20 protein-coding genes are annotated in these 20,773 nt (G+C 67.6%); 9 read left to right on the forward strand and 11 right to left on the reverse strand.

The features are described from left to right. The first annotated feature begins 8 nt into the window (after positions 1–8). The 4 genes from rpsU (at position 9) to dnaG (ending at position 4,426) form a co-directional block, all read left to right on the forward strand. On the forward strand, positions 9–224 hold the full coding sequence (gene rpsU / locus LC490_RS20880; protein ID WP_031371286.1) for a 30S ribosomal protein S21: 216 nt from the start codon (positions 9–11) through the stop codon (positions 222–224). 211 nt (positions 225–435) lie between these two features. Continuing rightward, the gene (locus tag LC490_RS20885) at positions 436–882 is read left to right on the forward strand and encodes a GatB/YqeY domain-containing protein (protein ID WP_031371287.1); all 447 of its coding nucleotides are present in this window, start codon (positions 436–438) and stop codon (positions 880–882) included. Between the two features lie 665 nt (positions 883–1,547). Then, positions 1,548–2,525 (forward strand): YihY/virulence factor BrkB family protein, encoded by a 978-nt coding sequence (locus LC490_RS20895; protein WP_223621480.1) that lies wholly within the window; start codon positions 1,548–1,550, stop codon positions 2,523–2,525. A gap of 155 nt (positions 2,526–2,680) precedes the next feature. Further along, entirely contained in the window at positions 2,681–4,426 is a 1,746-nt protein-coding gene (gene dnaG, locus LC490_RS20900) for a DNA primase (RefSeq protein ID WP_223621481.1), read from the forward strand. A 236-nt stretch (positions 4,427–4,662) separates the two neighbouring features. Here dnaG and LC490_RS20905 read toward each other — a convergent pair whose 3' ends face one another. Then, positions 4,663–5,784 (reverse strand): membrane dipeptidase, encoded by a 1,122-nt coding sequence (locus LC490_RS20905; protein ID WP_223621482.1) that lies wholly within the window; start codon positions 5,782–5,784, stop codon positions 4,663–4,665. Between the two features lie 209 nt (positions 5,785–5,993). On the opposite strand from LC490_RS20905, the gene LC490_RS20910 reads away from it, so the two are divergent. The 4 genes from LC490_RS20910 (at position 5,994) to LC490_RS20925 (ending at position 10,733) form a co-directional block, all read left to right on the forward strand. Continuing rightward, on the forward strand, positions 5,994–7,979 hold the full coding sequence (locus LC490_RS20910) for a prolyl oligopeptidase family serine peptidase (protein ID WP_223621483.1): 1,986 nt from the start codon (positions 5,994–5,996) through the stop codon (positions 7,977–7,979). Positions 7,980–8,107: 128 nt separating this feature from the next. After that, positions 8,108–9,046, forward strand: coding sequence for a DNA/RNA non-specific endonuclease (locus LC490_RS20915; RefSeq protein WP_223621484.1), 939 nt, complete (start codon positions 8,108–8,110; stop codon positions 9,044–9,046). A gap of 22 nt (positions 9,047–9,068) precedes the next feature. Further along, complete coding sequence (locus LC490_RS20920) at positions 9,069–9,443, forward strand: hypothetical protein (protein ID WP_031371293.1); 375 nt, start codon at positions 9,069–9,071, stop codon at positions 9,441–9,443. Positions 9,444–9,734: 291 nt separating this feature from the next. After that, positions 9,735–10,733 carry a bile acid:sodium symporter family protein gene (locus LC490_RS20925; protein ID WP_223621485.1) on the forward strand — a complete coding sequence of 333 codons (999 nt, stop codon included), beginning with the start codon at positions 9,735–9,737 and terminating at the stop codon, positions 10,731–10,733. Positions 10,734–10,758: 25 nt separating this feature from the next. On the opposite strand, the gene LC490_RS20930 is transcribed toward LC490_RS20925, so the two are convergent. From LC490_RS20930 to LC490_RS20950, 5 genes are all read right to left on the reverse strand, one after another. Beyond that, positions 10,759–12,057: an amidohydrolase family protein gene (locus tag LC490_RS20930; protein ID WP_305067589.1), complete on the reverse strand. Its 1,299-nt coding sequence runs from the start codon at positions 12,055–12,057 to the stop codon at positions 10,759–10,761. A 68-nt stretch (positions 12,058–12,125) separates the two neighbouring features. Next, positions 12,126–13,058 (reverse strand): heme o synthase, encoded by a 933-nt coding sequence (gene cyoE, locus LC490_RS20935; protein WP_036148252.1) that lies wholly within the window; start codon positions 13,056–13,058, stop codon positions 12,126–12,128. Beyond that, entirely contained in the window at positions 13,058–14,245 is a 1,188-nt protein-coding gene (locus tag LC490_RS20940) for a COX15/CtaA family protein (RefSeq protein ID WP_051884656.1), read from the reverse strand. The genes cyoE and LC490_RS20940 overlap by 1 nt, the downstream gene beginning before the upstream one ends. Positions 14,246–14,366: 121 nt before the next feature. Then, positions 14,367–14,936, reverse strand: coding sequence for a hypothetical protein (locus LC490_RS20945; protein WP_223621486.1), 570 nt, complete (start codon positions 14,934–14,936; stop codon positions 14,367–14,369). A gap of 7 nt (positions 14,937–14,943) precedes the next feature. Next, entirely contained in the window at positions 14,944–15,663 is a 720-nt protein-coding gene (locus LC490_RS20950; protein ID WP_223621487.1) for an SURF1 family protein, read from the reverse strand. A gap of 105 nt (positions 15,664–15,768) precedes the next feature. Between LC490_RS20950 and LC490_RS20955 the strand changes: the two genes are divergently transcribed. Then, entirely contained in the window at positions 15,769–15,996 is a 228-nt protein-coding gene (locus tag LC490_RS20955) for a twin transmembrane helix small protein (protein ID WP_031371300.1), read from the forward strand. 289 nt (positions 15,997–16,285) lie between these two features. Here the strand turns inward: LC490_RS20955 and LC490_RS20960 are convergent, their stop codons facing one another. From LC490_RS20960 to coxB, 5 genes are all read right to left on the reverse strand, one after another. Further along, positions 16,286–17,164 (reverse strand): cytochrome c oxidase subunit 3, encoded by an 879-nt coding sequence (locus tag LC490_RS20960; protein ID WP_057919357.1) that lies wholly within the window; start codon positions 17,162–17,164, stop codon positions 16,286–16,288. Positions 17,165–17,213: 49 nt separating this feature from the next. Beyond that, positions 17,214–17,831 (reverse strand): cytochrome c oxidase assembly protein, encoded by a 618-nt coding sequence (locus LC490_RS20965; RefSeq protein ID WP_223621488.1) that lies wholly within the window; start codon positions 17,829–17,831, stop codon positions 17,214–17,216. Next, positions 17,828–17,959 carry a hypothetical protein gene (locus tag LC490_RS24465; RefSeq protein WP_255611049.1) on the reverse strand — a complete coding sequence of 44 codons (132 nt, stop codon included), beginning with the start codon at positions 17,957–17,959 and terminating at the stop codon, positions 17,828–17,830. Before LC490_RS24465 ends, LC490_RS20965 begins: the two co-directional genes overlap by 4 nt. A gap of 87 nt (positions 17,960–18,046) precedes the next feature. Further along, positions 18,047–19,672: a cytochrome c oxidase subunit I gene (gene ctaD, locus LC490_RS20970; protein ID WP_031371303.1), complete on the reverse strand. Its 1,626-nt coding sequence runs from the start codon at positions 19,670–19,672 to the stop codon at positions 18,047–18,049. Between the two features lie 26 nt (positions 19,673–19,698). Next, the gene (coxB, locus tag LC490_RS20975) at positions 19,699–20,655 is read right to left on the reverse strand and encodes a cytochrome c oxidase subunit II (RefSeq protein ID WP_031371304.1); all 957 of its coding nucleotides are present in this window, start codon (positions 20,653–20,655) and stop codon (positions 19,699–19,701) included. Between the last annotated feature and the right edge of the window lie 118 nt (positions 20,656–20,773).

The following is a 20,773-nucleotide window of genomic DNA, read 5'->3' on the forward strand; positions in this document are numbered from 1 at the left end:
GATTACGTATGCCCAGCGTCAAAGTCCGCGAAAACGAGCCTTTCGAGTTTGCCCTGCGTCGCTTCAAGCGCACCTGCGAGAAGGCCGGTGTACTGGCTGAGACCCGCAAGCGCGAGTTCTATGAGAAGCCGACCCAGGAGCGCAAGCGCAAGGCCGCCGCGGCGGTGAAGCGCCAGGCGCGCCGCGCGTCGCGCGACGTCACCAAGCGCCAGCGCTTGTACTGATCGTTCGTTCCGCGCGACCCGGCTTCACCGCCGGCGCTCGTGGGGAACGACCATCAAGCCGGCTGCGCCTCGGGCGCTGCCGGCTTTTTGCGTTTCCGTCGCCGCAAAGCGGAACCGCATCACGCTGTCGGGCGCGCCCCGCCGGGCCCAATGCGGCCGGGGCCGCGTCGGCCGGCGACCCCTCCCCCTTTCGCAACACTAAGGTCAGACCATGAGCCTCAAGCAACGCCTCACCGACGACATGAAGGCCGCGATGAAGAGCGGCGACAAGCAGTCCCTCGGCGTGATCCGCCTGATCAACGCCGCGCTCAAGCAGAAGGAAGTCGACGAGCGCATCGAACTCGACGACACCGCGGTAATCGCGATCCTCGACAAGATGATCAAGCAGCGCCGCGACTCGGTCAGCCAGTACGAGGCGGCCGCGCGCGAGGACCTGGCTTCGATCGAACGCGACGAGATCGTGGTGATCGAGCGCTACGTTCCGGCCAAGCTCGGCGAAGCCGAGATCCTGGTCGTGCTGGAGGAAGTCATCGCCGAAGTCGGCGCGGCCGCGCCGTCCGACCTGGGCAAGCTCATGGGCCCGCTGAAGGCCAAGCTGGGCGGCAAGGCCGACATGGGCCTGGTCTCGGCGCTGGCGAAGAAGCGCCTGGCGGGCTGAGTTCACTCGATGGATGAGGGCCGGGCCTCGGGCCTGCCCTCACCCTAGCCCTCTCCCTCAAGCGGGAGAGGGGACTGTTCGGCCGGAACGGCAGAGATCACGACGCGGCTGAAGGCCGCCCGGCTTCGATCCACCACATTCGCCCGTACCGAGCCCTCTCCCGTTTACGGAGAGGGGTTGGGCCGAGGGCCGGCCAAGCAACACCCGCAACACCAAGACCCGCCCGCAAGGGCCGCACACCCGGAGGTGCACCATGAAGCGTCACAACCCCAACGCCGCCTGCTTTCGAGCCGACCCGCGAAATCACGCGTAAGCGCCGCAAGGGCTTCCCGTCCGAAACCCACGTCAAGCGCGGCCAGCGCCTGGTCCACGGCGACAAGGAACTGCTCGAGAAACTGGGCCGCAACGATCCCTGCCCGTGCGGCTCCACGCGGAGGTTCAAGGAACTGTTGCCTGCGCGACGGCCGCTACGAAGGTTCCGAACGCGATCACTACTTCAGGGACTGACGACGGCCGTCCACCGCTGTCGGTGACCGCTATCGACGAACGGCCGGGCTTGCAGCCCGGCCGTTTGCTCTCCCACGCCTCCACACCGCGCCCACGCCTCGCTAACCTGGACCCCGGATACTGAAACCGGCGATCCACGCGCCGTCATCGCGAGCCGCATGCCCCCGACCCCGACCCAACCTCTTTCCAGCGAGCGCCCGCCCGAGCGCGACGCCGCCACGGCGGCCGAAGCGGCCGATCATGGCCCGATGCAGCGCATCCACGCCCTGCAGGCGCGCCTGGAGCAAAGCTGGGTGGCCAAGTTCGCCCAGCGCTTCATCGACTACGACATCCTCGCCCTGGCCGCGGCGCTGTCCTTCTACACCCTGCTGTCGCTGGCGCCGTTGGTGCTGATGGTGCTGTGGCTGACCACCGCGCTGTACCCGTCGGCGCAGGAAGAATTCTTCCGCCAGATCGGCCTGCTGGTCGGCGACCAGGTCGAGAGCACCGCCCGCCTGATCGTCGCCAACGCCGAAAACCGCCCCGGCACCGGCTCGCTGGCGGCGCTGCTGGGCACCCTGGCCTTGTTGGTCGGCGCCTCGGCCGTGTTCGGCCAGTTGCAGGCCGCCCTCAACCGGGTGTTCCGCAGCGACGCCAAACGCCTCGGCGGCCTCGCCGCCTGGCTGCGCAAGCGCCTGCTCTCGTTCGGCATGGTCATCAGCGTCGGTTTCCTGCTGGTGGTGTCGATGGCGGTGCAGGCGGCGCTGCAGTTGCTGATCGCCTACGTGCCCGACCTGCTGCCGGTGTTCGCCGCGATCGTCTCGTTCGCGCTCTACGCCCTGGTGTTCGCAGCGATGTACCGCTGGCTGCCGGACCGCCCGGTCAGCCGGCGCCGGGCCTTGTTCGGCGGCGCCCTGACCGCGGGGCTGTTCATGCTCGGGCGCAGCGCGATCGGCCTCTATCTCGGCCAGGCCAGCCTCGGCACCGCCTACGGCCCGGCCGGCGGCCTGGTGATCATGCTGGTGTGGATGTACTACTGCGCCGTGGTGTTCCTGCTCGGCGCGCTGATCACCGCCATGCTCGACGAGCACGCCCGCGTGCGCCGGCGCCTGGCCGACGAACGCGCTATCGCCGGCCTGGATGCGTCCGGCGCCTGAGCGGCCACGCCGCGAACTCAGCGCTTAAAGCGACGACTGCGCAGATTCGAGGCCCAGCGGCCACGACCCGAACCGTCGCGGGCCGGCCGCGCATGGCATCCTAGACACCGTTAGACCACGACGAGCAACGCCGCCCCTTCGCGGGCGCCCTACGCATGGCCCGCATTCCCGACGGTTTCATCGACGACCTCCTGGCGCGCACCGACATCGTCGAGGTGATCGGTACGCGCGTGCCGTTGAAACGCCAGGGCAAGGAATACTCGGCGCGCTGCCCGTTCCACGACGAGCGCTCGCCCTCGTTCACGGTCTCGCCGACCAAGCAGTTCTATCACTGCTTCGGCTGCGGCGCGCACGGCACCGCGATCAGCTTCCTGATGAACTACGACCGCCTCGAATTCCTCGATGCGGTCGAAGAACTCGCCAAGCGGGTCGGCGTCGAAGTGCCGCGCGACACCCGCGCGCGCAACGAAGACTCCGACACCCAGGAGTTGTTCAGCACGGTCGAGGCCGCCTCGCGCTTCTTCCAGAAGCAGTACGGCCACAGCGGCAAGGCCCAGGGTTATCTCGACAGCCGCGGCGTCAGCGCCGACATCCGCGAGCGCTTCGGCATCGGCTATGCGCCCGACGGTTTCAACGCCCTGCGCGACGCGCTCGGCACCGACGATCGGCGCATGAAACTGCTCGAACGCGCCGGCCTGTTCTCGAAGAACGACAGCGGCCGCGTCTACGACAAATTCCGCGACCGGGTGATGTTCCCGATCCACGACCGGCGCGGGCGCACCATCGCCTTCGGCGGCCGCGTGCTCGACAAGGAAGACGGGCCGAAATACCTCAACTCGCCGGAGACGCCGCTGTTCCACAAGGGCCGCGAACTCTACGGCTTGTGGCAGGTGCGCCAGACCCACAACAAGATCCCGCGCCTGATCGTCGTCGAAGGCTATATGGACGTGATCGCGCTGTTCCAGCACGGCGTCGACACCGCCGTGGCGACCCTGGGCACGGCGACCACGCCCGACCACGCCGAGCTGTTGTTCCGCAACGCCGCCGACGTCTATTTCTGTTTCGACGGCGACCGCGCCGGACGCGGCGCGGCCTGGAAAGCGGTCGAGTCGGTGCTGCCGCGCATGAAGGACGGGCGCCAGGCCTTCTTCCTGTTCCTGCCCGACGGCGAGGACCCGGATTCGCTGGTGCGCCAGGAAGGCGCCGACGGTTTCGACCGGCGCCTGCGCGAGGCCACGCCGCTGTCGCAATTCCTGTTCGACTCGCTGGCCGCCGACGTCAACCTCAACACGCTCGAAGGCAAGGGCCGCCTGGCCGAGCGCGCCAAACCGCTGCTCGCGCAGATTCCCGACGGCGCCTTCGGCGACCTGATGAAGCAGCGCCTGACCGAACTGACCGGCGTCGGCGCGCGCGCCTCGACCCCCGACACGCACGTGCCGACCCAGCGCGCCCATGGCGGCGGGCGCCACGCGCCGACGCCGAAGCGCAGCCTGGTGCGCAGCGCGATCTCGGTGCTGCTGCAGAAGCCGTCGCTGGCCGCCGCATTGACCCCGCCCTACCGTTTCGCCGAACTGCGCCAGCCCGGCATCGACCTGCTCGTCGAGATCGTCGACCTGGTCCAGCAACGCCCGGAAATCAGCACCGGCGCCCTGCTCGAACAGTTCGCCGGTCACGAACAGGCCGGCGCCCTGCAGAAGCTCGCCAGCCAGAGTTTCCCCGGCGACGACGACACCTTGCAGCGCGAGTTTCTCGATGCGGTCGCTCAACTCGACAAGCAAACGATCGAACAGCGCCTGGCCGAGTTGCAGCACCAGCACCGCGAAGTCGGCCTGAGCGCCGAGGAAAAACGCGAGCTGCTGTCGCTGCAGCAGGCGCGCCTGGCGAAGTCGCCGAGCCCCTGAGTTCTGGCCCTGCAGGAACGATGTAAGCCGCGACCCACCGAAGAGGTGATCGAAAGCGCATCGGCCGAAGCCCGGCCATTCGTCTTGCCTTGGCCGTAATGCGCTGTCCGTCCGATCTCCGGACGGAACGCTGGCATACGCCTCTCCGGTTGATCCCAGCCACCGTGTCGCCTCGTCGCAGCCGACGGTTCGCGGTCGCGGCTCGCGCCGCTCCTACCCTGTAGAGGCAACGCTTCTCATCCCCACACCTCGCCCATCACCCGGGCGAAATTACCGCCGAGGATCTTGCCGATGCGCGCATCGGAATATCCGCGCGCCGACAGCAACACGGCCAGGGTATGGAAACGGTCGACCGTGTTGAGGTCGGGCACGAACAGATACACCTCTTCGCTCTCGCCGGCCGCCGAAATGCCGAGCCGGCGCCGTTCCTGAATCGCCTCGCGGTGTTGCTGCCTGTATTTCTCGTTCAGACGCACCGGCGAGACGAGGTTGTCGGTGCCGATGCCGACGTGGTCTTCGCCGCAAACCTTCAAGGCGTATTCGAGGTGGCGGATGACGTCGGCGGCGGTAGTCTGGCCGCTCTCGCGCAGGAACGGCATCAGATAGATGCCGACCACCCCGCCGCCGTCGGCAACCGCGCGCAGTTCGGCATCGGTCTTGTTACGCGGCCGCTCGACCAGCGAGGCGCAACCGGTGTGGCTGATCAACACCGGCGCCTTCGACGCAGCGATCGCCTCGGTCGCGGTGCGACGCCCGCTGTGGGCCAGGTCGACCAGGATGCGCCGCTCGTTGAGGCGTTCGATCAGACTGTGGCCGAAGCGGCTGAGGCCGGCGTTGCCGGGCTCCAGGCAACCGTCGCCGACCAGGTTGCGCAGGTTGTAGGTCAGTTGCACGGTACGCACGCCGAGCCGGTGGAAGTCGTCGACGCGTTCGAGCTTCTCGCCGATCGGCGCGCTGTCCTGGAATTGATAGACCACGCCGAGCTTCTTCTCGCGCCGCGCGGTGTCCAGGTCGGCGCGGTTGCGCACCGCCATGAACACCTCGGGATGGGCGAGGATTTCGTTCTCCCAGAAGCCGATGCTGCGCACCGTTTCCTCGTAGGCGCCTTCGTACTGCGCGACCGGGCCGACCGTGGTCTGGAGGACGCGCAGGCCGCTGCGGCGCGCCTCGTCGACGAGTTGCGCCGACAGCGCCGCACCCGGCGCCCCGTCTTCGCCGGCGATGAAGCCGCAGCCGTCGATCACCATCGCGTCCGCATACGGCGCCCAGCGCGGCGCCGCGGCCCAGGCGCGGCCGTTGGCCCAGGCACTGGCGAGCGCGCCCGCGCCGCCGATCAGAAACGTCCTTCTGTCGATCATCGAATCCTCCCTGGATGAGCCCTCGCGCGCGGATGCGGCGAATCGTGCGCTTGGTCACGCGCTGTCGCGGCACTCTAAGGCAAACGCGCCAGCGCTCCAGCCGTGACTTTCGGGAGGGATCCTGTCGCGACGGGCGCGTTAAGCTCGGGATGCCTGCGCCAGAATTCCGCTGCGGCGGAGCGCCGGCATCCATTCCGGGGAGAACGCCGATGTCGCTGCGCCATGCCTTGTCCATCGCTGCGCTGGCCTTGGCCTGCGTCGCTCCCGCCCTGGCCGGGGACGCGCCGAAAGGAGCCGTCGTCCGCGAGCACACCGGCAATCGCGTCAGCGAGAACCTGCCGGCGATCGCGCCGGCCCTGCTCGAACGCCTCGAGCGCTACCAAAACACCCGCGGCGCCAGCCTGGCCGGCTGGACCGGCGAGGGCTGCCTGCTGATCGCTACGCGCTTCGCCGAAACCCAGCAGGCTCATCGCGTCTGCGAGCCGCTGGGCATGCGCGAACAACTGACCTTCCATCGCGAACCGCTCAACAGCCTGGACGCCGCCCCAAAACCGCTCGACGGCTTCGTGTTCGGCAAGGACGTCGGCGGCAACGAGTTCTGGCAACTGCACTGGTTCGACCTGGCCACGCGCGAGACCGCCCTGCTCACCGACGGCAAGTCGCGCAACCAGGATGCGCGCTTCTCGCACGACGGCAAGCAACTGGCCTACAGCAGCACCGCGCGCAACGGCCGCGACATCGACGTATGGGTGATGGATCTCGCCACCCGCAAGGCGCGCGCGGTGGTGACCGAGGGCGGCACCTGGAGCGCCGCCGACTTCTCGCCGGACGGCAGGCAGTTGCTGGTGATCAAGTACGTCTCGGCCAGCGAAACCTATCCAGGCCTGGTCGAGCTGGACACCGGCAAGCTGCAGTTGTTCCCGGTCGACGGCGGCAAAGCGGCGATCAGCGATTTCCGTTTTTCCAAGGACGGCCAAGCGGTCTATTACGTCTCCAACGAAATCCTCGACGGCAAGCCGCAGGAGTTCGCCAGCCTGCGCCGGCACGAACCGGCGAGCGGCAAATTCGAGGTGCTCAGCGCCGGCATCCCCTGGGACGTCGGCAACCTCAGCCTGTCCGAGGACGGACGCCACCTGCTGTTCGTCAGCAACGAAGACGGCATCGGCAAGCTGCACGTGTTGTCGCTGCCCGGGCACAAAGAGATTGCATTGCCGGCGCTGCCGGTCGGGGTGATCGGCGGCGCCGAGTTCTCGCCGGACGGCCGGCGCATCGCCGTGTCGATCAACACCGCGACCTCGCCGAGCGACGTCTACGTGATCGAGCTGGCCGCCCAGCGGCTGGTGCGCTGGACCCGCAGCGAAGTCGGCGGGCTCGATGACGGCCGTTTCGTCACCCCGACCTTGATCCGCTATCCGACCTTCGACCGTGTCGACGGCCAAGCGCGCACGATCCCGGCGTTCTACTATCGGCCTGCGAAAGTCCCGGCCGGCACGAAGCTGCCGGTGGTGATCCAGATCCACGGCGGCCCGGAAGCGCAGTCGCAGCCCAGCTTCAACGCCAACGCCCAGTTCCTGACCAACGAACTCGGCGTGGCGATGCTGGTGCCGAACGTGCGCGGTTCGGCCGGCTACGGCCGCAGCTACCTGAGCCTGGACGATGCGGAGAAACGCGAAGACTCGGTCAAGGACATCGGCGCCCTGCTCGACTGGATCGGCGCCCAGCCCGAACTCGATGCGCAACGCGTCGGCGTGTACGGCGGCAGTTACGGCGGCTACATGGTGCTGGCCTCGCTGATGCACTACAGCGAGCGCATCCGCACCGGCGTCGACGTGGTCGGCATCTCCGACTTCAGCACGTTCCTGACCAACACCGAGTCGTATCGCCGCGACCTGCGCCGCGCCGAGTACGGCGACGAGCGCCTGCCCGAGATGAAGGCGGTGTTCGACCGCATCTCGCCGCTCAGGAACGCCGGCAAGATCCGCGCGCCGCTGTTCGTCGCCCAGGGCCGCAACGACCCGCGCGTGCCCTATACCGAGGCCGAGCAGATCGTGAAGGCAGTGCGCGGCAACGGCGTGCCGGTGTGGTTCCTGATGTTCGACGACGAAGGCCATGGCTTCCAGAAGAAGGCCAACACCGACTATTTCGGTGCGGCGATGATGACCTTCTGGCAGCAGCATCTGATCGGCGGGAAGTGAAGCGGGCGCATCCGCCGGCAGGCGCGGAGTCTTCGAACTGTCATGTTTTCCTGGGGTTTCCCCCAATGGGCGCTGCGCTGCTTTGCGGCTAGATTCCAGGCTGACGCGTGCAGTCCAGGCCCCGCCCGATGACCGACCCGATCAGCCCGAACGTCCACCTCAACGGCTCGTCACCGGGCATCGAACCACCTGCCGCATCGATCGCGCAGACCCTGAGCAGCGCCGATCCGGCGCAGGCGCGCGTCGTGGTCGATGCGCTGACCGCGCCGCAATTGAGCGGCTTGCGCAGCGAGGTCGAAGCGATGCCCGTGGCCGAGCGCGAAACCCTCGCCAACGAACTCGCCGGCAAGCTCGACGCGCCGCAGTTGCGCAAGCTGGAGGCCGCGTTCGGGCGCGACGGCATCGCCGCCGCGGTCGATCGCCGCAGCGGCCCCGAGGTGCACGCCGCCTATGCCGAGGGCGCGGGTAACGCCGACGACGACGGCCTGATCGGCCGGCTCAAGGATTGGCTCGGTCTCAGCGACCGCGCGCGCGGCGAGACCGAGGAGATTTCGGCGACGGTCGTCAACCCCGACACCGGCGAGGTCAACGACGCACGCTGGACTGTCGACGACGAAGGCCGGCCGATCCATGCCGAAGGCACCTTGCGCACCGTGTTCAGCGGGATCGAGCGCAGCGACGACGAGACCCAGGCGCAGCGCACCGCCGCCGACCGTGGCGTCGAAGGCGACCAGGGCGGGCATGTGTTCGGCCACCGCTTCGTCACCGACCAGGGCCTGAAGAACCTGTTCCCGCAGAACGGCAACTTCAACATGGGCGCCTACAAGACGCTCGAGAACGAATGGGCGGCCTGGGTCGACAAGGGCATGGACGTGCGCATCAGCATCGACCTGAGCCCGCGGGAAACCGACCGACCGGACCGTGTTCGCATTTCCTACGACGTGATCGATCCCGCCGACGGCGGCAGGGTTTACGATCAGCGCGTCACCTTCGAGAACCGCGCCGGCCAGAGCTACGACCGGGTCGACGCCGGACAGATGGATGACCTGATCGCAGCCGCTTCCTAAATCGACACGCTCAAGGCAGGACATGAACAGAGACGAATTGCTCGGCGAGATCGCGCGCCTGATCGTGGTCGACCCCAAGGCCAGCGAACGGCCCTGGGACGGATACGCGCTGATCGCCTGGTACGGCGACGGCATCAGCCGCCTCAACGGCTTCCGCTACGACAAGGGCCAGCCGGGCGAACCGCTGACGCCGTCGGGCGTCGAGATCGAGAACCGCCTGGAACAACTGCGCAAGGTCACCCAGGTCGCCGGCAAGGCACCGTGGCGGGTCTGCATCGTGCGCATCCACCGCGCCGACGCCGAAGTCGCGATCGACTTCGAGTACGAAGATCCGGGCCGTTGGTACGTCACCCCCGACAGCGTCGCCGAGATCGCCGAGCGCGTGCGTCCGTGCTGAACGGCTGATCGAACCCGGCCGGCTTTGGAGTAGGAGCGGCGCGAGCCGCGACCGCCCGCAGCGTCGATCGAAAGCGCAATTCGTCGAAGCTCCGGATGTTCGACTGGCACTGGCTGTTTCGAGCCGTCTGACCGGTCTTCGGACACGGCGCTGGCGTGCACTTCTGCGGTGGGTCGCGGCTCGCGCCGCTCCTACCCTTGCAGCGGTGCCGGCTTGCGCCGTGGACCGCTGTGCGGCCTGCGGTCAGAATGCGGGACGTCTGCCCGAGCGTCCCATCGAGGCGAGCATCGGATGAGTTTTCTCCAGCGACTGCGCGTCGACAGCTTCACCCTGGCTCTGCTGGCGGCGGTCGCGCTGGCCTGGTGGTTTCCGCTCGGCGGCGCCCCGGCCGCGGCGCTCGACGGCTTTACCGATATCGCCATCGCCGCGCTGTTCTTCCTGCACGGTGCGCGCCTGTCGCGCGAGGCGATCCTCGCCGGTGCGCTGCATTGGCGCCTGCATCTGCTGATCTACGCCAGCACCTTCGTCTTGTTTCCCTTGCTCGGTCTGGCGCTGAAGCCCTTGTCCGGGCGCTTGCTGACGCCGGAGCTGTACCTGGGGCTGCTGTTCCTGTGCACCCTGCCCTCGACCGTGCAGTCCTCGATCACCTTTACCTCGATGGCCGGCGGCAACGTGCCCGCGGCGGTGTGCAGCGCCTCGGCATCGAGCCTGCTCGGTGTGTTCCTCACGCCCTTGTTGATGAGCGCATTGGCCGGCGCACAGGGCGCGATGGCGGATCCGGCCGAGGCCATCGCCAAGATCACTCTGCAATTGCTGCTTCCCTTCGTCGCCGGCCATCTGTTGCGGCGCTGGATCGGCGGCTGGGTCGAGCGCCGGCGCGCGCTGTTGCGCTATACCGACCAAGGCACGGTGCTGTTGGTGGTTTACACCGCGTTCGCCGCCTCGGTCGCGACCGGGTTGTGGCAGAGCACGCCGGTGCAGGCTTTATACGTTGTGTTCGGCGTATGTGCGCTGCTGCTCGCGGCGGTCATGCTCGCCACGACCTTCGCCGCGCGCCGCCTCGGCTTTTCGCGCGAGGACGAAATCGCGATCGTGTTCTGCGGTTCCAAGAAGAGCCTGGCCACCGGCGTACCGATGGCCAAGATCCTGTTCGCGAGCGGCGCGCTCGGCGCGATCGTGCTGCCGGTGATGGTGTTCCACCAGATCCAGCTGATCGTCTGCGCGCAGGTCGCGCGCCGTTATGCGCGCAAGGCGAACACCGCGGCGGTGCCCGAACGGGTCGCCGACTGAACCCCGCCGCCCTCGGCCGAAGCGCTCAGCGCGCGTCCTTGACCACTTCGCCGCCCTTGATCACCACCGGCACGGCTTCGAGCAAGGCGACGTTCCGGGTCGGGTCGCCAGCGACCGCGATGATGTCGCCCCAGCGGCCTTTCTCGATCACGCCGACGTCCTGGCTGCCCAGCGCTTCGGCCGCGTTCGCGGTCGCCGCCTGGATGGCCTGGGCCGCGCTCATGCCGTAGCGCTGCATCACCGCGAACTGGCGGCCGTTCTGCCCGTGCGGATAGACCCCGGTGTCGGTGCCGTAGACCATCTTCACCCCGGCCTGATGGGCTCGACGGAAGTTCTCGCGCTGGACATCGGCGACTTCGCGGTCCTTGCGCAGATTGTCTTCGAGCACGCCGTTCTTCTTGCCCTCGGCCTGGGTGTAGTCGGTGTTGTAGATGTCCATCGACAGCCAGGTGCCGTGCTGCTTGGCCAGGCGGATGCCTTCTTCGTCGATCAGGCTGGCGTGCTCGATGGTGTCGATGCCGGCGCGGATCGCGTCCTTGATACCGCTGGTGCCGTGCGCATGCGCGGCGACCTTGAGCCCCCAGCGATGCGCCTCGTCGGCCACCGCCTTCATTTCCTCCAGGCTCAACTGCTGCTGGCCGGGCTCGGTGTTGCGCGAGAACACGCCGCCGGTGGCGCAGATCTTGATCACCTGCGCGCCGTACTTGCGCAGCTCGCGCACGTGCTGGCGCGCCTGCTCGGGCGAGTCGGCGTTGTAAGGGCTGCGTTGCTGCATCGACGGCGGGAAGAAGGTCGAGTCGCAATGGCCGCCGGTGGCGCCGAAGCCGTAGGCGGCCGAGACGATGCGCGGGCCGCTCAGCTTGCCCTCGTCGATGGCCTGGCGCAGGCCGACATCGTTCCAGGCATCGGCGCCGAGATTGCGCACCGTGGTGAAGCCGGCGGCCAGCGTGTCCTGAGCGTGCTTGACCGCGAGCACCGACCAGAAGCGGTCGTTGAACTGCAGACTGGTGTAGCCGCCGTAGGTCGGGTCGGCATCGAGATGGGTGTGCATGTCGATCAGGCCCGGCAGCAGGGTCATGCCGGGCAGGTCGAGGCGTCGAGCGCCGGCCGGCGCGGCGTCGCCGGCACGGCCGACCTCGACGATGCGGCCGTCGCGGATCAGCACCTGCGGGTTGTCGAGCAGGCGCCCGCTGCGCGAATCGAACAGCTTGGCCGCGGTGACCACCAGTTCGCGCGGCGGCGCGGCGGCGTCCTGCGCCTGCGCGGCATCGGCCGTCGACAGCGGCAACAGCGCCATGATCGAACACGCGATCCGGTTTCTCATCGACGACCTTCCCCTTGCGATTAGGCGCCGATGCGGCGCGCGATTGGACGCCCGCGCGGCGCGGGCGGTCAACGCATCCGCTGCAGCTCGAACAACGGCGCCGACTGCATCGACGACGGCAACCAGTGATCGATCAGCAGGAATGCGAACAACACCATCAAGTAGACGATCGAGTAGTTGAAAACCCGCATCGCGTACAGTTCGTCGGGCGGGTTCATCAGCTTCCAGGCGTGGTAGAGGAACACCGCGTCCAGCACCAACACCCCGAACAGATAGAAATAACCGCTCATGCCGAACACGCACGGCAGCACCGAGACGACCGTCAGCAGGATCGTATAGAACAGGATCTGCCAGCGGGTGTATTCGACGCCATGGGTGACCGGCAGCATCGGTACCATCGCCCGCGCATAGTCGGCGCGGCGGAAGATCGCCAGCGCCCAGAAATGCGGCGGCGTCCACACGAAGATGATCAACACCAGCAACAAGGCATGGGCCCAGTCCCACTCGCCCTGCATGCCGGTGACCGCGGCCCAGCCGAGCAGCGGCGGCGCCGCGCCGGCGATGCCGCCGATGACGATGTTCTGCGGCGTGGCCCGCTTCAGGAATACGGTGTAGACCACCGCATAACCGATCAGCGAAGCAAAGGTCAGCCATGCGGTCAGCGCGTTGACCCACACCACCAGGATGGTCATCGACAACGCGGCCAGGATCAGCGCGAACACCAGCGCCTGGGTCGGCGAGACCTGCCCGGCGACGATCGGCCGCCACGACGTGCGCGCCATCTTGGCGTCGATGCGCGAGTCCAGCAGTTGGTTGATGGTCGCGGCCGAGGCCGCTGCGAGCCAGATGCCGAAGAAGCCGAGCACCGACTCGCGCAACGGCGGCAAGCCCGGCACGGCCAGAAACATGCCGACGAAGGCGGTGAACACGATCAGCGCGACGACGCGCGGCTTGGTCAGGTCCCAGTACTGCTTGGCGGTCGGGCGCTTGGCGGTATTCATCAGGCCTCCGGCGTACGCAGGCGTGCGAGCAGGGAGACGAGCGCGAACAGCAGCAGCGCGGCGCCGGCGTTGTGCGCCACCGCGACCGCGAGCGGCAGGCCGAGCTTGACGTTGGCGATGCCCAGGCCGACCTGGGCCAGGGTCAGCGCGCCGAGCAGGCTCGCCCAGCCGCGCATGCCGGGTGTGCGCAACAGCTTCACGGTCAGGCCCAGCAGATAGACGAAGACCACGCCGGCCATGATGCGGTGGGCCAGCTGGATCGCGATGCGGGCCTCGCCGTCGAGGATGCCGCCCTCGTAGTCCACGCCGATGCCGCGCCACAGCACGAAGGCTTCGCCGAAGTCGTGGCGCGGCCACCACTGGCCGACGCAGGTCGGGAAATCGTTGCCGCAGGCGAGCGCGGCATAGTTGGCGCTGGTCCAGCCGCCGAGCGCGATCTGCACGCCGAGCACGCCGATGCCGAGCATGATCAGGCGGCGTACGTTGGCCGCGTCGGCCAGGCGGATCGGGTGGCCGATCGCGCGCCACGCGGTCCACACCAGCAACGAGAACGTCAGCAGGCCGCCGAGCAGATGGCCCATGACCACCACCGGCTTGAGCAGCCAGGTCACCGTCCACATGCCGAGCAGGGCCTGGAAGATGATCACCGCCAGGGTCAGCGCCGACACCCGCGACAGATCGGTGTTGCTCCAGCGCAGCGCCGCGGCGAGCAGGATGGCTTCGCCGACGATCGCCAGCGCCGAGGCGGCGACGTGCTGGCCTTTCATGTACAGCGGTATGGCCACCGCCACGACCGCGGCCGCTGCGATCACTTGCGGCACGCCGTAGGCACGCTTGCGCGCCGACACCAACGCCAGGATCAACACCAGCACGCCGAGCAGGCCGGCGATCATGCGGTGGAATTGCTCGCGCCAAGCCTTGTGCACCTCGACCGGCCGGATCGCGGTGGCGACGTGGTCGGTGATCTCGTGGGCGCTGGTCGGCCAGGCCGCGCGGCCGTAGCAGGTCGGCCAGTCCGGGCAGCTCAGGCCGGCGTTGGACAGGCGCACGAAGGCGCCGAACACGATCACGCACAGCGCCAGCGCCACCGCCAGCCAGGCGATGCGATGGAAATTCTTCGACAGGCCGGTCTTGCTCAGGCCGTTCGTGAACGGATCGGAGGATCCGGGCTTGTTGGTTACGCTCATTCGAAACTCGTTCCTACCCAACTCTGCTGCAACACTCGTGCGGCCGGGCGAGTCCCGGCGACTTGGTTCGTTTCATGCCGTTCCCGACATCCGGCTCCGGCGCGCCCGTTCTTGCCGCCGCTCACATCAGTTTCAGCAGCTTGGCCAGGTCGGCGCGCAGCCCGCCCGGATCGGTGCCGGGAGCGTAACGCAGAATCACGAAGCCGTTCGGGTCGACCACGTACAGCGGCACGCCGGCCGGGTCGCTCAGGCGCGGCAGTTGCGCGCGCAGCTCCGGCGAGGGGCCGAACACGCGCAGGCTGGCCGGGCGCTTGGCGCCGGCCGGCGGCTCGCCGAGCCAGAGCACTTCGACATGGTCGGCGTCCTTGCCGAACAGCTGCCAGACCGTGTCCAGTTGCTGCGACAACGCGACGCAGGCCTCGGCGCAATCCGGCGCCGGCGCGACCACGATGCGCCAGATCCGCGCCGGCGGGTTCCAGGCATAGACGCTGCCGTCGGCCAGGCGCGGCTGCAGCGCGCGCAAGTCGGGCTTGGGTTCGAGCAGTTCGCCGTGCTGGCGGCTCACCGCCGGGTGATGGTTGGTGAAACGCATGACCCCGGCGATCAGCATCGGCACGAAGAAGAACGCGGCGATCAGCACCAGCACCAGGCGGTTGCGATTGCGCTGCGAGGAATTCACGGGTGTGTTCATCGGTGGGTTATCGACGCTGAGGACGGAACGTGAGGATCAGGGCGGTCGCCAGCACCGCCAGGGCGAGCGCGAACCACTGCAGCGAATAGCCGCGGTGTTTGTCCGGCGGCAAGGTATTGGCGAGCAGTTCCAGGTCGCGCTCGTAACCGAGCTCGAGCGCCGGGTCCAGGCGCAGCACGCGCGGTGCGAGCGGCACCGACAGGCCGGCGGCCTCGGCGATCGCCTTCGGGTCGACCCGGGTCAGCAGCCAGCCCTCGCCTTCGCGGCCGATGCCCGGGCCCAGTGCGAGACCGGTCGACGGCGGCGGCGCCAGCAGCCCGCGCAAGGCCAGCTCGCCCTCGGGCTGGGGGATGGCCGGCAGCTTGCGATCGCCGCCGAGCGGCAACCAGCCCAGGTCGACCAGCATCGGCCCGCCCTGCGCCGGCACGAAAATACGATAGACGCGCACACCGGCGCGGCCGTTGCGCTGCTGGTTGTCGAGCAGCAGGGCACCGCGTTGGTCGAACCGGCCCAGGCCCTCCGCCCAGTCGTAGTCGCGCGCCCGCGCGGGATCGTCGGCCGCGGCCAGCGGCCGCGGCGTGCGCTCGTTCAGGACCGCGGCGGCGGCATCGAGCATGGCCTGCTTCTCGACCGCGCGCCGGCCCTGCCACAGCCCCAGGTTGGCGAACAGCGCGATCGCGGCGAGCGCGAGCGTCCAGCCGAACAACAGGGTGCCGCGACGGCTCACCATATCCTCCCGGCGGGCTGCGATAATCCGCGCAGCGCATCTGCGCGCGCTTTGCGCGCCGCAAATGCATCCGCGCGCGCCCGGCGCGCACTTGAGGAGCCCGCGGTGAACGAGTCGCTGAAGATCCTGCTGGTGGTCGGCTTCCTGATCGTCATCCTCTGGAACCTGGGTGCAGGCCTGTATTACATGCTGGTGGACAAGGGCCAGAGCAAACGCACGGTCAATGCGCTGACCCGCCGCATCGCGCTGTCCGTCGCGCTGATCGCCATCATCCTGTTCGCGATGTGGATGGGCTGGATCGAACCGCACGGGATCGGCTCCAACCCGAACTGATCCTGGCAGGCCGGCTTGGCTGAGCGAGCACGGCGGGCGGATCACGGCGATGCAGCGTAAAAAACCGCGCGGGCGACGCTTCTTTACAGAACGTCATTCCCGCGCAGGCGGGAATCCAACGACTTCAAGCGTTCCCGTACGAAAGACGCTGGATGTCCGGCTGCGCCGAAGTAAAGCAACGCCCGTCTTCGCGGAACGACGTAGACGCCGCCCCGCAGCAATAACAAAAAAACGAAAGGCCGGCAGCGCCGGCCCTCGTCGTGATTTTGCCGATTCCGCCGCGTCGCGCTTACAGCACGTAGACGAACAGGAACAGGCCCAGCCAGACCACGTCGACGAAGTGCCAGTACCAGGCTACTGCCTCGAACGCGAAGTGGTTGTCCTTGTCGAAATGGCCCTTGAGGCAACGGAACCAGATGATCGCCAGCATGATCGTGCCCAGGGTCACGTGCAGGCCGTGGAAACCGGTGAGCATGAAGAAGGTCGAACCGTAGATGCCCGAACCCAGGGTCAGGTTGAGCTCGGTGTAGGCGTGGATGTATTCCTCGGCCTGGAAGAACAGGAACAGGCAGCCCAGCAGCACGGTCAGGCCCAGCCAGAACAGCAGCGCCTTGCGGTGGCCGCCCTTGAGCGCGTGGTGCGCGGCGGTAACCGTGGAGCCCGAGGTCAGCAGGATCAGGGTGTTGAGCAGCGGCAAGCCCCAGGCCGGAATGGTCTCGAACACGCCCCCGACCGCGGCCGGACCGCTGCTCGGCCAGGCGGCGCTGAACTGCGGCCACAGCAGGCTGTTGGTCATCACGCCGTCGCCTTCGCCGCCGAGCCACGGCAGGGCCAGGCTGCGCGCGTAGAACAGCGCGCCGAAGAAGGCGGCGAAGAACATCACCTCGGAGAAGATGAACCAGATCATCCCCATCCGGAACGAGACGTCGACCTGCTTGTTGTAGTTGCCGCGCACCGATTCGCGGATGACATCGCCGAACCAGCCGAACAGCACGCCGACCATCATCGCCAGGCCGACGAAGAACACCGGCTTGCCCCAGCTGACTTCGTTGAGCCAGCTGGCGACGCCGATCATGGTCGTGAACAGACCGATCGAGCCGAGGAACGGCCAGCGGCTGCTGTGCGGCACGTAGTAGATGTTGGCGTCTGGCGTGTGAGCGTGGGCCATGGCGGCGTTCCAGTGATAAGTGGTGCTGGTTTGAATGGTGCTGAGCCGCTTACGGCGCCGACAGCGGCGAGGATGCGGTCTTGGACACCGATCCCTGCTGCAGGCGCGCCGTGAGCACGTCGTTCTTGGAGAAAGTGTAGGACAGCGTGATCGTCTTGATCTCGGCCGGCAGGTTCGGATCGACGATGAAACGCACCGGCATATCGCGCGACTCGCCCGCCTGCAGGGTCTGGGCGGTGAAGCAGAAACACTCGGTCTTGTTGAAATAGCCCGAAGCCCGCGCCGGCGCGACCGACGGCGAGGCGCTGCCGACGATGGCGCGGTCGGTGGTGTTGCGGGCGTAGTAGGTGGTCTCGTACTGCTCGCCCGGACGCACCTGCATGCTGAACTGGTGGGGCTTGAAGTCCCAGGGCAGCTTGGAATTGACGCTGCCGTCGAACTGCACGGTGACCATGCGGTCGGCGACGGGCGCGGCCGCCACCTGGGCATCGACCACGCCGCGTTCCAGGCGGATGCCGAACACCTTCTCGCAGGCGATGCGGTACATCGGCACCAGGGCGAAGGTGAAACCGAACGCACCCAACGCGACCAGCACCATCAGCCGGGTCATCTTCGGGCTCGCCTGCCGGCGGACCTCGGCGTTGGCCTTGGCGTCGTCGGCGCTCATTTCGACAGCACCCCGGTCAGGATGAAGGCGACATAGACCGCCACCGCGGCCAGCCCGAACCACAGCGCGGTGCGGCGCGCGGCCGAACGGCGGTGGGCGAGATCGTGCTGGTCGTGGGACTGGGTCATCTTGATTCGCCTGGGCCGCGGAGGCGCGCTATCGGATCGAAGCGCTCACTGCCGGGGCCCGTCGCGGGGTCCTGTGTCCTGTCGGGTTCAGTGGGTGATGTCGCCGTGGGCCAGGTCGCCGTCGCGGATCACCGGCGGCGTGCCGAAGGTGTGGTGCGGGGCCGGGCTCGGCACCGTCCACTCCAGGCCGCGCGCGCCTTCCCAGGCCCGCGCTTCGGCCTTGGCGCCGACGCTCTTCGAGCGCAACAGGATGAAGGCCATCATGAACGGCGTGACGAACATGCCGAACGCGCCGATCGAGCTGATCAGGTTCCAGTCCGCGAACACCACGTTGTAGTCCGGGATGCGGCGCGGCATGCCGGCCAGGCCCAGGAAGTGCTGCGGGAAGAACAGCAGGTTGACGAAGATCATCGTCCACCAGAAATGGAACTTGGCCATCGGCTCGCTGTACATGCGGCCGGTCCACTTGGGCCACCAGAAGTACACCGCGGCGATGATCGAGAACAGCGCGCCGGTCACCAGCACGTAGTGGAAGTGCGCGACCACGAAGTAGGTGTCGTGGTACTGGAAGTCGGCCGGCACGATCGCGAGCATCAGGCCCGAGAAACCGCCGATGGTGAACAGGATCACGAACGAGATCGCCCACAGCATCGGCGCCTCGAACGACATCGAGCCGCGCCACATCGTGGTGACCCAGTTGAACACCTTCACGCCGGTCGGCACCGCGATCAACATGGTCGCGAACATGAAGTAGATCTCGCCACCGAGCGGCATGCCGACGGTGAACATGTGGTGGGCCCACACGATGAACGAGAGGAAGGCGATCGAAGCGGTCGCGTACACCATGGCCTGGTAGCCGAACAGCGGCTTGCGGGCGAAGGTCGGGATGATCTCCGAGACCACGCCGAACGCCGGCAGGATCATGATGTAGACCTCGGGGTGACCGAAGAACCAGAAGATGTGCTGGAACATCACCGGGTCGCCGCCGCCGGCCGCGTTGAAGAACGAGGTGGCGAAGAACTTGTCGGTCAGCAGCATCGTCACCGCGCCGGCCAGGACCGGCATCACCGCGATCAGCAGGAAGGCGGTGATCAGCCAGGTCCAGCAGAAGATCGGCATCTTCAACAGGTCCACGCCCGGGGCGCGCATGTTGAGGATGGTGGCGATGACGTTGATCGCGCCCATGATCGAGCTGATGCCCATCATGTGGATGGCGAAGATCGCGAAGGCGACGTTGTTGCCGCCCTGCAACGACAGCGGCGGGTACAGGGTCCAGCCGCCGGCCGGAGCGCCGCCCGGCAGGAACAGCGTCATCAGCAGCAGGGTGAAGGCGAACGGCAGGATCCAGAACGACCAGTTGTTCATGCGCGGCAGCGCCATGTCCGGCGCGCCGATCTGCAGCGGGATCATCCAGTTGGCCAGGCCGACGAAGGCCGGCATCACGCCGCCGAAGATCATCACCAGCGCGTGCATGGTGGTCATCTGGTTGAAGAACTCGGGATTGACGAGCTGGAGACCCGGCTCGGCCAGCTCGGCACGGATCACCACCGACATCGCCGCGCCGATGATGAACATGACGAAGCTGAAGATCAGGTACAGCGTGCCGATGTCCTTGTGGTTGGTCGAGAAGAACCAACGCTCGATGAAGCCCTGTTTGTGGGCGTGATCATCGTGGTGATCGTGATGATCGGCGACGGGGTGCGTGGCTGCCATGGCCTACCTCTAGAGAATGCTGACGATCAACCGACGACCGCTGCGTGCGGAGCCGCGGCGGTCGTGGTGTCGGTGTTCGGGGCTGCGGCGGAAGCCGGAGCGGCATCGGCCGGAGCGGCCGCAGGTGCTGCAGCCGGAGCCGCCGGCGCGGCGGCGGGCGCCGGCGCGTTCTTGGCCTTCTGCTCGGCCAGCCACTGCTGATACTCGGCCTTGGGCAGCGCGCGCACGACGATCGGCATGAAGCCGTGGTCCTTGCCGCACAGCTCGGCGCACTGGCCGCGGTAGACGCCAGGTTCCTTAATTTCGGTCCAGGCTTCGTTGACGATGCCCGGGATCGCGTCCTGCTTCCAGCCCAGGGCCGGCACCCACCAAGCGTGGATGACGTCGTCGGCGGTGATCACGAAGCGGATCTTGGTGTCGGTCGGCAGCACCAGGACGTTGTCGACGTCGAGCAGGTAGTGCTCGTGGTCGGCCTTGGTGACGAGCTTGCCGGCCTGGCGCAGCTGGTCGCTCTTGCGGTCCAGGCGGCTGGTGAAGGAGACGTTCTCGCCGAGGTAGTCGTACTTCCACATCCACTGGAAGCCGGTCACCTTGACCGTCATCGCCGCGTTGCGGGTGTCGTACATCGCGATCAGCTTGCTGGTGGCCGGGAAGGCCATCAGCACCAGCAGCGCCACCGGCACCACGGTCCAGATGATCTCGAGCTTGGTGCTGTGGGTGAAGTCCTTGTCGGCGACGGCGCCCTTGGACTTGCGGAACCTGAACATGGCCACGGCCATAGCGCCGAAGACCAGGATGCCGATCACCACGCAGACCCACAGCGCGAACATGTGCGCCGAGTAGGCGTTCATCGACTGGGCGGTCACGCCCTTGCCCATATTCAGCTGCCACGGCTTGGGATCGGCCGCCTGAGCAAACGCAAGGACAGGCAACGCCGATGCGGCGACGCCCGCTGCCCACTGCTTGAAACGACCGGCTTTCATCAGTTCGAGCCCCGAAAAATCAGTGTGGTTTTCGTTTTCGTGCTCCGCGGGCTGCCCCTCCCGCCCCGTCCGCGCCGATGTCCTGGGCGTGAGGCTGTGCGGAAGATGGTGGCTGGCG

The sequence above is a fragment of the Lysobacter sp. ESA13C genome (assembly GCF_019970005.1).
Lineage (GTDB): Bacteria > Pseudomonadota > Gammaproteobacteria > Xanthomonadales > Xanthomonadaceae > Lysobacter > Lysobacter antibioticus_B.